Raw genomic sequence first — 12,107 nt, forward strand, 5'->3', positions numbered from 1 at the left:
TTAGAGCTATTTATCTAACAGGAGAGCACCATGGGCCCATTGTGGGTTGATGTGGAAGGATGCGAGCTAGACGCAGAAGAGCGTGAGTTATTGGCACATCCGACCGTTGGCGGCGTGATTATTTTTTCGCGTAATTTTCATGATAGCCAGCAGCTTGCTGCGCTGAACCAATCGATCCGTAAAGCAGCGAAACGCCCAATTTTGATTGGCGTTGACCAAGAAGGCGGACGTGTTCAGCGATTCAGAGAGCAATTTACGATCATTCCTCCTGCGCAGTCTTATGCACTGATGCCACAAGGTGAAACGCTGGCGCGTGAATCAGGCTGGTTGATGGCAGCAGAATTGATGGCACATGATTTTGATTTGAGCTTTGCGCCCGTGCTTGATCGTGGTTTTGATTGTAAAGCCATTGGCAGCCGGGCATTCGGTGACGACAACGAAACGGTTATTCGCTTCTCAACGGCGTTTATGGCGGGAATGAAAGACGCTGGCATGGCAACCACGGGCAAGCACTTCCCGGGCCACGGCGCGGTATTGGCGGATTCGCACGTAGAAAGCCCTGTCGATGAACGCGACAACCTGTTTGAGCAAGACATGGCGATATTCAACGCCCAAGTCGATGCGGGCTTATTAGACGCTATGATGCCAGCGCACGTGATCTACCCGCATTACGATGCATTACCCGCCAGCGGCTCACCGTATTGGTTGAAGAAAATACTTCGTGATCAGCTGGCATTCAAAGGCATCGTTTTCTCTGATGACTTAAACATGGAAGGCGCGACCGTAATGGGCGGCCCTGCTGAGCGCAGCCAACAAGCGTTAGATGCTGGCTGCGACATGCTGCTGCTTTGCAACAATCGTCAATCCTCGATTGAGGTGTTGGATAACATCGCGATCAGCGAAGTGCCACAAGCGTCCACATTGCTCAAAAAAACGCAGTTCTCGGTTAAAGAGCTACAAAGCTCGGCGAAATGGCGTGAAGTGCAACAGCGTGTGATGACCTTCAATACGCAGTGGCAAGAGAAAAACAGCTAGGCTTGAGAGCAAGAGCGGAAGAAAAAGCAAAAAGCGGAAGAGAAGATCCTAGGTCCTAGGAAGAGCGGAGCTAAAGCGCGAAGATAAAATGCTGAAAGCTTAGTTTCTTTTTCGCTCTTGTCTTTTTGTCCGCTCTTAGCTTTTCCTAGGGCCTAGGACCTGGCTTTTCCTTCTCTTTCTGGCTCTTGTCCTTCATCCACACAACACTCATCCTGCAAAAACGCCAATACCGCCTCCAATTGCTCGAACTGAGCGACACAGTAAAGCACGCGTCCTTCACGACGTTGTGCAATCAGGCCCGCTGACATCAAGCTGGAAAGATGATGAGAGAGCGTAGAGCCAGGAATGCCGAGATCCTCTTGAACTTCTCCCACGGCGATGCCGTTATAGCCTGAGCGCACCAAGCGCCTAAAAATAGTTAAACGGGTCGGATGTCCCAGTTCTTTCAATGCTTTTGCTACCGCGTCCAGTTCCATAAACCAGCCTCTGAAAAATTTATATTTCGATAATACCAGAAATATCTTGATCTCGTCGCCTGATAAAACTATATTTCGATTATTCCAGAAATGTAGTTTAAAGAGAATCATGATGAATACAGACGTTGTTACCTCCACCCTCGGCATGTTTGCCTTTCTCGCAGTGGAAATTACCATTTTGTTTTTGGCGATTAGTTACTTGGTGGGCGTACTGCAGATGTACATTCCGCCAGCGCGCATTCGCAACATATTGAGCAGCAAGAACGGTAAAGGCTACTTCATGGCCGCGCTCTTAGGCGCAATCACGCCGTTCTGCTCGTGCTCGACCATTCCCTTCTTAAAAGGGCTGATTCGCGCACAGGCAGGTTTTGGCACCATGATGGTGTTCTTGTTAGCAAGCCCACTGTTGAACCCTATGATCATCGGCCTATTCGCCGTCACCTTCGGGCTTGAAGTGACTGCGTACTACTTTGCCTCCGCGTTAACCGTTTCGGTGGTGGGTGGCTACATGCTAGAAAAACTCGGGTTCGAAAAATACGTGAAAGAAGAGGCGTATGTTGAACCTGAAGCAAGCAATGCTGGCTGCGGCACGTCATGCTCTGGCAACGCAAAGCCTGTGAACAAATGGTTGAAAATTTGGCAGGGTGTTTGGAAGGATTTTAAAAAGGCATTGCCGTATGTCTTGGTCGGTGTGGGCATTGGTTCGCTGATCTATGGTGCGATGCCAACTGAGTGGATTGCATCTTACGCAGGGAGTGACAACCCGTTTGCTATTCCATTCGCAGCGATTGTGGGTATACCACTCTATATTCGTGCGGAAGCTGTGATATTGCTGAGTGCACCATTGGCAGCAAAAGGCATGAGCATGGGCGCGATTATGGCATTGGTGATTGGCAGTGCAGGCGCGAGCTTAACAGAAGTGATTTTGCTTAAATCCCTGTTTCGCAACCAGATGATTATGGCCTTTCTCGCTGTGGTATTGGGAATGGCGGTTCTTACTGGCTATAGCTACGGTATCTTCTTTTAAGCCACCGTTTCTACGCCATCGTCCAGCCTGAATGCAATGAGCCAGAGCTAGGGCAACAATAAAAGCCAGTGATGTGTCGCATCGCTGGCTTTTTTGTCATCAATCGAACGGGTAATCCTCGTGGGATGGTCGACTTGGGCGCGGTTTGCGGCGCTTCTTGTCGCGTTGAGGAGCGTCTCCGAATTCGTCGTTGAACTTAGACTGTACTTTCTCTTTTCGATTAGTGTCGTTTTTCAGCCACTGTTCCCACTTGGCCATCTTATTTTACCCTGTTCTTTCTCGTTACTATGGTTGGGACTGTCAGCGAAAAACTATATAAGTATTCGATGATAAGTCCATGTCTTTTAAATATAGCCAAAGTAACATGACATATTGATGAAGTTTCTTTGGCGTTTGCGTTACGCCAATTCAAACCAAGCATAGTTCTAGTGTGTTAGTTAAATACAACGAAAAAATTCATCATGATTGATTAAAAAAATCGATTGTATCGAGGTGTAACTTCTCTTTTTTTTAACACTTCTTTTTTGGTTGTTGTCTACCTTTGTAGTAGGTACTAAGTGTGGGCTGTATCCCAGTAAAAATCGGGTATGTAGGGTAGATGCTTCTGAGTTTTAATGTGTGATGGTGAGCGGAAATTTGAAGAAAAGTGGCATAAATTTTGTTATATGATGATGTTTTTCACATTGTTACAATAACTTACTTCATTGAGGCTCGACCAAGTAAAACTTATTGGCTACCTTACGTTTAAAGTTAACCATCAAAGTGGTGTTTAGGACTCGACAAGAATCAAAAACATCGCTATAACGCAATAAGAATTAAAATTCTTTATTGTCAGATTAATAATATTTTGCTTTACACCTTAATGGTTTAATGAAGAATATTGCGCAAAGTATGTAAAGGAGCTAAATAATGTTTAGTGGTCAAAGGTTTTTTGATGACAAGCATTTTCCAAAAGGTTTTGCTCGATCCGGCTATTTCACCATAAAGGAATCGCAACTTTTGGAAACCTGTGGCCGTACCATGAAAGCGCTGTTTGAAGGCACCATGGTTCCACAGGATGAAGAACAGCAAAAATTTGTTGATGAGATCAATGGCCGTCGTGCTGCGGAAACGCAATACGCGCTTTGTTGGCTAAAGTATCTAAGAGAAATCAACCACAAGCACGTGGTTTACAATCTCTGTTCAACGTCTCGCAACGGCGCTGCTGAAGATTATTCAGAAGCAGAAGCGGACGAATAGGCAGATTTTGGAATGAAAAAAGCGAGCTTAATGCTCGCTTTTTTGTTTTGTCATCGAAGGATTACCCCAGCAATTGGGCAAGCGTATAGGGCTGTCTTGTTAGATTCAGCGCCTGTGCTGGCGTGACGCCTGCGCTGTTTTGATGACATAAATTGTTCCAAGCCCGAAAAATATCGAGCAATGGAAGCAAGCCACCAGGGCGAAGCCGTCTTCTTGGCTCATCAACCAGCGAGCGAAAGTTCATGTGAAAACGGGCTTGATACTCTTCCAACATGAAGGTGCTTGCGTGTTGCAGCCACTGGTCTTCTTTCCCTTTTTCTCGCCATAAATGGCATATCGCCTTCTCTGCATTTCCTTTGTGCGTAAACGCCCAGCGGTCTCTCCACCAACTCAACAACATGATATCGACGTTCTCAGCGCTGTCATTTTCTTGCCATGACTGATTCTGTTCGACATAGATAGGGTGGCATTGTCTGCTCTGTAATTTGTCTTTGAAAACGCTAAACAAGGCAGAACGTAACAAGGGCTCTTGCGGCAGATAAAGGGTGATCTCTTCCCAATGAGGAATCAGCTCACGCAGGCGTAAGTATTGCGCATAGGCTGTATATTGAGGGCGGATCAAGCACCCTTTTGATGGGTAATCTACATGGATTGGACGCGTATATAAGTCTTCAACATTGCTGCGAGACAAGACTTCTTGGTACTTGGCATTAACCTGATTGAGCAAGGTGTCTTGTGCTGATTCTGGCGCATCACCGAAGTGAATGAAACTGTCAGGCATGCGCCGAGTGTTAGGCGTGTAGACATCAGCGCCATCGTCAGGCTTTTCTTCGTCTGGTGAATAGTTGATGTTTTGCAACAGCACGTAACCGTGGGTTGCATCGCCCGTGGCTAACCACATCACGCCATTTTCGCTACGCGGTTGCAGCGTTGTCAGCGTGGAGGCGAGTGGCAAATCTTTAGCAAGTTGTAAGTAACGAGCGTCAACGCTAGCCAGTTTGTTGCGGCATCGAGCGGCGATCTGGTCTAGGTGATCATAGAACGTCTTAGGGTTCATTTGCAGGCGGCGGCAAATCTCCCTCACGGGGTAGCCAGTGAAGAGAAGCCCTAGTAGTCGTTGTTGCAAATCCAGCTTGGGATTGGCATTTGACCAGCGATCTACAAATGTTGACTGACAGTGTTTACAGCGATAGCGTTGTCGCTCTCCGCTATAGCCGAATGCATGATAAAGCTCACGATGGGTAAGTACTGGCTTACCGTAAGCAACGCATGTTTCTGTGCTGCAAGCCGCCAAATTGCCAGAATCTTGTTTCTTGAGCCGCGAAAATTCTTTGCGCACTGCATGATTGTTAAGGAGAGGAGGAAAGGCGCCACACTCACGGCACACCAAGCCGGGGCGAGACGGATCTGTGTCTTGAAGCAAGTAATACTTCTCGTCACTCAATCCAAAGTTTCGACACGCCAATGTTTTACAAAAGTTGAGTTGTAATCCATCTGCCGCCAACGGTAGCTTCCCTGTAGACACCAGTCCTCCTCGGATTATTTTGCTAAAGCGTTGATTGGTCGTTTGTTATGTAAAAGCCCGCCAATCACAAGGTATTACGAAAAGAATCGCGTCATCATGGTTTGATAGGCCATGCCGCCAAGGTAAATACCCACGATGCCCATGATCCCTGAAATAACAGGGGGTGCAGGCAATGGCAGTTTTATGGCACTAAAGAAAAACCCCACAACCGCTCCCGCCACAACGGCTAATAGAACTTCACTCATTGCTATCCCCCTTGTTCATATTCGGGTTAACAGCAAATTGGTCATAATAATTGTGTATGCACTGTTAACTTTTCTGCGCCCAGTCTATGAAACCTTCAATATTCATCAGCAGATCGTGATCACATTCGTTGGCATTCTATTTGTCTTTTGGAGAGTAATTTACCAAATGTGTTTATTTGGTGATAAATATCACACTTTTTGCCATGGTCGCCTAGATTGCTGGTCAGAATTTGACGCCTAATGAGTTGATCCTTATAGGCTCTTATTTTTAGCACTTTCCATTTAATCGAATAAAAACCATTTAAATCAGTCAAATACTAACAATGCTCGTGTGTGCAACTTCCTAGTCGCTAATTTCCACATAAAAACTAGGCTTAAGTTGAGTCTCAATATTGAGATAGAAATCACTAATTGAAAATTGAGCGTTAAAAGGGGTGTTTGTATGAAAGGTGTAATTCAGCTTATTGGCATCATTGCGTTTTGCAGTGCGCTTTGGGGATGTGGCGACAGCGGCTCTGCAGCAAGCACCACATCAACCAGCAGTTTGCAGTTACCTCAGCAGTTGGAGGTAGTGACCAATGAAAATGAATAACACAGTCTGTTTACTGCTTTCGTCAACGATGTTGTCGGGAGCGGCGTTGGCCGCGTTTAATGACGCTGGTACAGAGTATTCCAATGCGACGACGAAAAGCTATGTGTGGAACGAAGCGCTGGAACCGATTGAACTGGTCAACAGTATATTGTGCTTTACCGCTCAATTTAATATGACGGAATTTGCCAATGCTGGCCCCTATTTGGTTCTTGCGGATGAGGGCGCATGCTTTGATGATTCTGAAGATGGTTCGACAGGTCAGTCATCAGGGGCAAGTAATACGCCATCGTATTTGAAAGCCGTGGCGAATGTGACTCGTGAGAATGACTCGTCGCCATTGATTGCTAATGTCTGGATCCCGGAAATGGGGACAGGATCGGATGAACAAGCCATCAGATTCAAAGCCGTGATTTCAGAAGGCGCGTCAGATTCCGATCCCTTCGGCCAGTTCACCTTCAATTTCGACTTCTTTGATAATTTTACCGATTTAACCGCACAAGGCGGTGGCGAAGTGCTGACCGTTGACACGGTTGCGGGGTCGATTGGCTTTACTTTGTATGAATCGAGCCAGCAGGGAGCGAGTACATATACCCAAAGCGCGAGTGTGGTCATGTCGAGTGATCGTTCCGACGGTATTGCATTAACGTCATCCGACAATGGCGGCGCGTACGCCTTAACGTTTAGCTCAAGCAATGTGTTGCTCCAAAACGCGAGCGATTTTGATAGCTTGCCTTACAAGTCTGGTGATAATTCAGGCACGTGTCTTAGCCGAACGGCATTTGATAGCTCAGTGCACCGATACGACTTGTTTAACTCAACGTCTGGAGCGCAAATTGATGTTAACTCCGGTTTCCCAATTCGTTATGCCAGCGCGAATGACACCAACTACGACAGCTATGGATATATCGGTTATTGGGGATTGTGGAGCGAAATTGAAGGTGCTGTCACTAACGGCGAAACCGTCGTTAAAGACGATGGGGGAGTGCAAACGCCCTATACGGTTGTCACCGCGCCTGGGCGACTGATTAAGAACACGGTGAAAACGCTGGCTTTATCGGACGCTCGAGGAGTGAGCTTTTCATACTGGGACGATTCAGTGTTTAGTGATAGCAGTTTCGACCAGTGGGTTGTGAGCTACATGACGGCGTCACAAGACAGCGTGGGATCTGATGGTTTCTATAAAACGGGCAAACTAAGCTGGGGACAAAATGGCCCAACGATTACCGCATTTGGCCCGACACAAATCGTGTTGTCGAGTAATGAATCTTTGTACATGTATTCCGAGCAACTCGGTGGCGAAGTGAAGTATCTGCAAGGTAAAACATCGCTGACGTATTATGAGCAAAGCTTCATTAATGGAAGTGAAACAGGATCGGGTGAGCTGTTGAATGGCGGTGCAGTGACCTTTTACTGCTACGATAATTGCCCTATTGGTACGCTTGCCTTGAGCGACCTCACTAATTGGAGTGGTGCAAGTAGCCCGTTTGAAACAACCTCAGGCCCCCACCAATTTACGTTCGCAGCAACGGGTGGCAACGCGTTGACCTTGGTCAGCGTGAATGCGACTGAACCAGTTCGCTTCGACGCGTCATTAACCCAATCCAATATCGATTCAACCCCGCATAGCTGGGGGGTCAGAAGTGGTCCAATGGTGACATCGACCGTCACTAGCTCCTATGACATTTATGATCCTTCGATCGTCACTGAGTATTACGTTTGGGAGACAGGCCTTCAGAACTGGAATCAGCTGACAGCCATCATTGATGGCAGTGGCGATGTGGTGAGTTTTGAAAAACCGATTCAATTTACCTATACCCACGCCAATGCGAACGATCGTTCAGGCAGTGCCGGTACATTTGCGGGGCAAACCTTCCTCGTGAATTACGGCGGGAATGGTGATTTTTGGGGTATTCCATACTCCCAAGAAGACGATCGTTATACGCCTGAATTCTCTTTAGCGGATGGGGTGTTAATGGGGGCTTCAAACGAGTACGTGATCAAAGCGCGTGAAATTGAGCAATCGATACAAAGCGCGACTGGCCAATGTACGGCACTCACGTTGAGTGACCCCGCCGTTGCTGTACCGACCTCAGTGACGGGCTCGGCAGATATTGGCACCATGCCAACCGTTGAGGGCGATCCATCTGTTATCGCTGGCGTCACGCAATAGCGCAGAGCGCTTAGCACTCAGCGTTGTAACAAAAAAGCGCCAGGCTATCTGGCGCTTTTCAATTCTACCTTGCTTGATGAAACAAGATTAGCTGATAAGGCTTACAGCTTTTCCCAAGCATCTGACCAGTCAATGCTATCGCCCGGAGCGTATGATGCACTTGCACACCAGCCAGTGAACGGCCAAGGCTTACATTCATAAATATTGCTGTCAGCGCCTGTTACGCGGTCACCTTCAAGGTAGCTAGTACCAGCCACATAAGCTGGGTAGTCTCCGCCCGGAGGAGGTGATACCGCGCCATCTTTAACGCTAAAGCTCACTGCTTGGTTTACCGTTTCGCCGCTGTCTGCTTCACCTGTTGCAGTCAATGAATACATGCCTGCTTCCCGTGAATAACCACCGACTCATTAGACACATTTCTGTCCAAACTCGTTACGGACGATCTGTTCAGGCAGGGTTCTGCCCCAAAGTGAGCTGGTTTCTTTTTTTAAGCGGTATTTTGAGGTCCCTCATTTGCCATACTTTTCTTCATCCGAACCGTACTTTTCCAATGTTGAAACATACAACCTATGAAAATGTGTCGCATAATACCGAAGGGCACCCTTTTGGGGTGTTTTCACAGGCTTTTTCTAGGGATCTGAAAATAACCTTTTAAAACAAAAGGAAAGCCATATTTAAAATACAGTGACTTGTTATTTAAGGACACTTTATGTGTCTAATATACTGTTATGCACTCAATCGAGACGAGGGTGATCTTGGACATATTTTCTATACTCATAGCACTCTTAGTACTAGCGTATTTAGTACGTGGAATTTGGAATGCATACTTCCGTAAATGTCCTAAATGCAAAGGCAAGCTGAAAATTATCTCATCCAAAGATCCAACTGGTATCAACATAACAAAAAACGTCTCGTTTTCACTCTGGACGGGACCAACTCTCCTTTCAGTTACATGGCGTTGTAACCAGTGTGGTTATACAGAAAGTAAGAAAGTATGGTCTTTATATTCAAGTACATAACAAGGTCATCAAACATCGCCCCCTCTGGGGCTGGACTCGCAAAACACGCTCGCCGTTTATGGCAGCCGTTAGGCATTTTCTAGGTACGAATTAATGTACTCCATCTATAGTTACTTTGTCTGGTTTTCTAGCCTTGTTGACGAAGTGGAGGGGTAAATATGAGTAGAGTTGCTGTCGAAATACTCGTCGGGATAGTCTTAGCTATTGTGTCTACTGTTCTTGCATACTATTTTTTTAGGCCAGCACCATTAGCTTTCGCAAAGTGTGAGCCAACTAAAGGTACGACATCATTAACGGTAATTTGCTATAACCAAAGTAACTATTATAAAAATATCATTTGGGATTTTGGTATCGAAGGTTTGCCACAAATAAAGGATATTGATACAGTTGAGCATAAATATAACTCGGAAGGTGTGTATACAATTTCACTTTATGCTCATGGGAAAGGAGAGTCAATACCGTGGAAGCAGATTATATCTGTTAGCAAAAGTAAAGAGTTGCCATATTCATTAACTGTTAATATAAAAGCCAAACTTCTCGATAATGTAATTGTTAGAAATAGAAATGTATTGATCGATCAGACAAAAAGCGATCACCCTTCTACGTTCTCAGACCATACTAGAAATTACTCGTTACCAATATTAGCAGAAGGTGGTTATAAAATTATTGGCTCTAATTTTACAGAGCATAGTGCGACAAGAGCAACACATATAAATAAACATATTCAAGATGATGGTAAACAATTACTGTTTTCATTTTCTCTAACAAGTGGTCCTGGTGTTGATAGATATCGAGGTTGGCTTCGAGGTACATTAACTCTTAGAGAGGAGCGGATAGAGCCAGGGGCTGAGATCATGTTATCTCAAAATATTAATATTCAGGAAGCAGGGAGTTATACTTTACGCGAATCAGTTCCATTGGACACCGTGTCAGGATTAAAAATATACGATAGTAACGGAGAGGTCTTAGCTGAAGGGGAACCTGATCAAGTTATGTTTATCCCGGAGCAAAAGATTGCATTATTTTTACTGGAGGAAGAAGGAAAACTCTTTCTACGTGTCGAGCCGAGAGAATGAATTCTGCATGCCTAACAAGTCGCTCAAGCAGACACATTAACACGGGGCATTTTTTGTATGGAGTGCTGTGGTTTTGGAAAGTTAAGTGGGTGTGCTGCTTAGCTTAGCGTTATCCCGTGTTCATAATGAATGTACTTTGCTTCGAGGTTTGGATAGCTAACCTGTTTTTCATAGCTGGTGATTTGTATCTAGTTTGGTCGTGATTGAAGCTTTATTGGTTTGTTTCTAAAGCGGGTTGGCGGCAAGCCGCGGAAGTGCGGAGCAAGGGCTAACAAGCAAATCAACGCGGACGTTTACTCGTGGCGCATTTTTACATAGAAACGCTGTGATTAAGGCGCTTCAATCAGTTTGGGCTAGTAAACGCCCGTTATTAGAACGTTATCCCGTGTTCATAATGAATGCACTTTGCTTCGAGGTTTGGATAGCTAAACCTGTTTTTCATCGCTGTTGATTTGTATCTAGTTTGATCGTGATTGAAGCGTTATCGGTTTGTTTCTAAAGCGGGTTGGCGGCAAGCCGCGAAAGTGCGGAGCAAGGGCTAACAAGCAAATCAACGCGGACGTTTACTCGTGGCGCATTTTTTCATAGAAACGCCGTGATTCAGGTGCTTCAATTAGTTTGGGCTAGTAAACGCCCGTTATTAGAACGTTAAGCGTCAGTCGAGAATTGAGCATGATCGAAGAATTGAAAAAACTAAACCTTCCGAAAGTGTTTCAAGACATATGGAGTTCAAGTGTTCCTAGTATTCTTTGCAGCCGATTTGATTCGCCTGCCAGAATGGCTGAGATGCTAGAGCAACACCCTGATGGGTTTAGTGAATCTGGACAGTTAGTTCCTTTGTGGGAAATAAATGGGCATACGTTAATTGGCTACCTTAAATCGGACAGACAATTCATTGAGTGGTTCTATGAAGACGGTCCAGAAGAATACAAAGTAATATCTGATACTTACAACGGCGTTCAGGGCTACATCTTTAGATCTTTTCTTTATTCGAAAAAAAACGATGAGCTAAAGGAACTCGCAAAGATCTTCGAGTTAAATGATATTGAAGGTCTAATCAGATTCAAGAACACCAATGAAAACTGGGAAGATGATATCATCAAATATATGGAGTGCAGCGCTTAACAAGGCGCTGCTACGGATAATTTACTCGCTGCGCTCTTAAGTTTCCGCAGAGCGCGGCGTTATCCAATGTTCTCAATGAATGTACTTTGCTTCGAGGATTGACGGGCTAAACTTGCTTTTCATAGCTGGTGATTTGTATCTAGTTTGATCGTGATTGAAGCTTCATCGGTTTGTTTCTAAAGCGGGTTGGCGGCAAGCCGCGAAAGTACGGAGCAAGGGCTAACAAGCAAATCAACGCGGACGTTTACTCGTGGCGCATTTTTAACAGAAACGCTGTGATTTAGGCGCTTCAATCAATTTGGGCTAGTAAACGCCCGTTATTAGAACGTTAAGCGTACTGCAGCTCAGGAGGAGCAATTGAAATTAACAGAATCTGAATTGGCATTTTGGAATAAGTACCTTGATTCGCAACCAGCAATCGAGCCTCATTTTGACTATACCGTCGAGGCTAACGCTGCTGGGGTACTCAGCATTACTGATAAGTTAATAGCTCTTTACTTGAATGGTACAAAGACGGCAGGCAGTGGGTTAGTCGAAGACTATGAAGTCGCAGGTGATGCATTACCAAAGGTGGGAAA

At 45.5% G+C, this 12,107-nt stretch carries 13 protein-coding genes; 8 read left to right on the plus strand and 5 right to left on the minus strand.

Features of this window, described 5'->3' with window-relative positions:
- Positions 1-30 precede the first annotated feature (30 nt).
- Positions 31-1,035, plus strand: a complete 1,005-nt coding sequence (nagZ, locus tag Q365_RS0125125; RefSeq protein WP_028025957.1) for a beta-N-acetylhexosaminidase — start codon at positions 31-33, stop codon at positions 1,033-1,035.
- A gap of 152 nt (positions 1,036-1,187) precedes the next feature.
- On the opposite strand, the gene Q365_RS0125130 is transcribed toward nagZ, so the two are convergent.
- Positions 1,188-1,511, minus strand: coding sequence for an ArsR/SmtB family transcription factor (locus tag Q365_RS0125130; protein ID WP_028025958.1), 324 nt, complete (start codon positions 1,509-1,511; stop codon positions 1,188-1,190).
- Positions 1,512-1,623: 112 nt separating this feature from the next.
- Here Q365_RS0125130 and Q365_RS0125135 point away from each other — a divergent pair, with 112 nt between their 5' ends.
- On the plus strand, positions 1,624-2,538 hold the full coding sequence (locus Q365_RS0125135) for a permease (RefSeq protein WP_028025959.1): 915 nt from the start codon (positions 1,624-1,626) through the stop codon (positions 2,536-2,538).
- A gap of 99 nt (positions 2,539-2,637) precedes the next feature.
- On the opposite strand, the gene Q365_RS27045 is transcribed toward Q365_RS0125135, so the two are convergent.
- On the minus strand, positions 2,638-2,796 hold the full coding sequence (locus Q365_RS27045; protein ID WP_169737861.1) for a hypothetical protein: 159 nt from the start codon (positions 2,794-2,796) through the stop codon (positions 2,638-2,640).
- 651 nt (positions 2,797-3,447) lie between these two features.
- Between Q365_RS27045 and maoP the strand changes: the two genes are divergently transcribed.
- The gene (gene maoP / locus Q365_RS0125145) at positions 3,448-3,777 is read left to right on the plus strand and encodes a DUF413 domain-containing protein (RefSeq protein WP_028025960.1); all 330 of its coding nucleotides are present in this window, start codon (positions 3,448-3,450) and stop codon (positions 3,775-3,777) included.
- A gap of 61 nt (positions 3,778-3,838) precedes the next feature.
- On the opposite strand, the gene Q365_RS0125150 is transcribed toward maoP, so the two are convergent.
- Positions 3,839-5,302 (minus strand): lactate dehydrogenase, encoded by a 1,464-nt coding sequence (locus Q365_RS0125150; protein ID WP_028025961.1) that lies wholly within the window; start codon positions 5,300-5,302, stop codon positions 3,839-3,841.
- Positions 5,303-5,376: 74 nt separating this feature from the next.
- A complete protein-coding gene (locus Q365_RS26065; protein ID WP_035025823.1) occupies positions 5,377-5,547 on the minus strand; it encodes a XapX domain-containing protein in 171 nt (56 codons plus the stop codon).
- A gap of 442 nt (positions 5,548-5,989) precedes the next feature.
- On the opposite strand from Q365_RS26065, the gene Q365_RS26860 reads away from it, so the two are divergent.
- The gene (locus Q365_RS26860) at positions 5,990-6,139 is read left to right on the plus strand and encodes a hypothetical protein (protein WP_155859051.1); all 150 of its coding nucleotides are present in this window, start codon (positions 5,990-5,992) and stop codon (positions 6,137-6,139) included.
- Positions 6,126-8,309, plus strand: coding sequence for a hypothetical protein (locus Q365_RS0125165; protein WP_028025962.1), 2,184 nt, complete (start codon positions 6,126-6,128; stop codon positions 8,307-8,309). Before Q365_RS26860 ends, Q365_RS0125165 begins: the two co-directional genes overlap by 14 nt.
- A gap of 101 nt (positions 8,310-8,410) precedes the next feature.
- Here Q365_RS0125165 and Q365_RS0125170 read toward each other — a convergent pair whose 3' ends face one another.
- Complete coding sequence (locus tag Q365_RS0125170) at positions 8,411-8,686, minus strand: hypothetical protein (RefSeq protein ID WP_028025963.1); 276 nt, start codon at positions 8,684-8,686, stop codon at positions 8,411-8,413.
- An 800-nt stretch (positions 8,687-9,486) separates the two neighbouring features.
- On the opposite strand from Q365_RS0125170, the gene Q365_RS0125175 reads away from it, so the two are divergent.
- The 3 genes from Q365_RS0125175 to Q365_RS0125185 form a co-directional block, all read left to right on the plus strand.
- Positions 9,487-10,404, plus strand: a complete 918-nt coding sequence (locus Q365_RS0125175) for a hypothetical protein (protein WP_028025964.1) — start codon at positions 9,487-9,489, stop codon at positions 10,402-10,404.
- Between the two features lie 672 nt (positions 10,405-11,076).
- Positions 11,077-11,529: a hypothetical protein gene (locus Q365_RS0125180; RefSeq protein WP_028025965.1), complete on the plus strand. Its 453-nt coding sequence runs from the start codon at positions 11,077-11,079 to the stop codon at positions 11,527-11,529.
- Positions 11,530-11,886: 357 nt separating this feature from the next.
- Positions 11,887-12,107, plus strand: a 221-nt coding sequence (locus Q365_RS0125185) for an ASCH domain-containing protein (RefSeq protein ID WP_028025966.1), incomplete at its 3' end; no start/stop codon positions are given.

Origin of the sequence: Enterovibrio calviensis DSM 14347 (assembly GCF_000621165.1) — a bacterium.
GTDB classification, from domain to species: domain Bacteria; phylum Pseudomonadota; class Gammaproteobacteria; order Enterobacterales; family Vibrionaceae; genus Enterovibrio; species Enterovibrio calviensis.

Coding starts and splice junctions, on each gene's coding strand:
- Q365_RS26860 (WP_155859051.1), top strand. CDS start 5,990: ATGAAAGGTGTAATTCAGCTTATTGGCATCATTGCGTTTTGCAGTGCG.
- Q365_RS0125165 (WP_028025962.1), top strand. CDS start 6,126: ATGAAAATGAATAACACAGTCTGTTTACTGCTTTCGTCAACGATGTTG.
- Q365_RS0125135 (WP_028025959.1), top strand. CDS start 1,624: ATGAATACAGACGTTGTTACCTCCACCCTCGGCATGTTTGCCTTTCTC.
- Q365_RS0125175 (WP_028025964.1), top strand. CDS start 9,487: ATGAGTAGAGTTGCTGTCGAAATACTCGTCGGGATAGTCTTAGCTATT.
- Q365_RS0125130 (WP_028025958.1), bottom strand. CDS start 1,511: ATGGAACTGGACGCGGTAGCAAAAGCATTGAAAGAACTGGGACATCCG.
- nagZ (WP_028025957.1), top strand. CDS start 31: ATGGGCCCATTGTGGGTTGATGTGGAAGGATGCGAGCTAGACGCAGAA.
- Q365_RS27045 (WP_169737861.1), bottom strand. CDS start 2,796: ATGGCCAAGTGGGAACAGTGGCTGAAAAACGACACTAATCGAAAAGAG.
- Q365_RS26065 (WP_035025823.1), bottom strand. CDS start 5,547: ATGAGTGAAGTTCTATTAGCCGTTGTGGCGGGAGCGGTTGTGGGGTTT.
- Q365_RS0125180 (WP_028025965.1), top strand. CDS start 11,077: ATGATCGAAGAATTGAAAAAACTAAACCTTCCGAAAGTGTTTCAAGAC.
- Q365_RS0125170 (WP_028025963.1), bottom strand. CDS start 8,686: ATGTATTCATTGACTGCAACAGGTGAAGCAGACAGCGGCGAAACGGTA.
- maoP (WP_028025960.1), top strand. CDS start 3,448: ATGTTTAGTGGTCAAAGGTTTTTTGATGACAAGCATTTTCCAAAAGGT.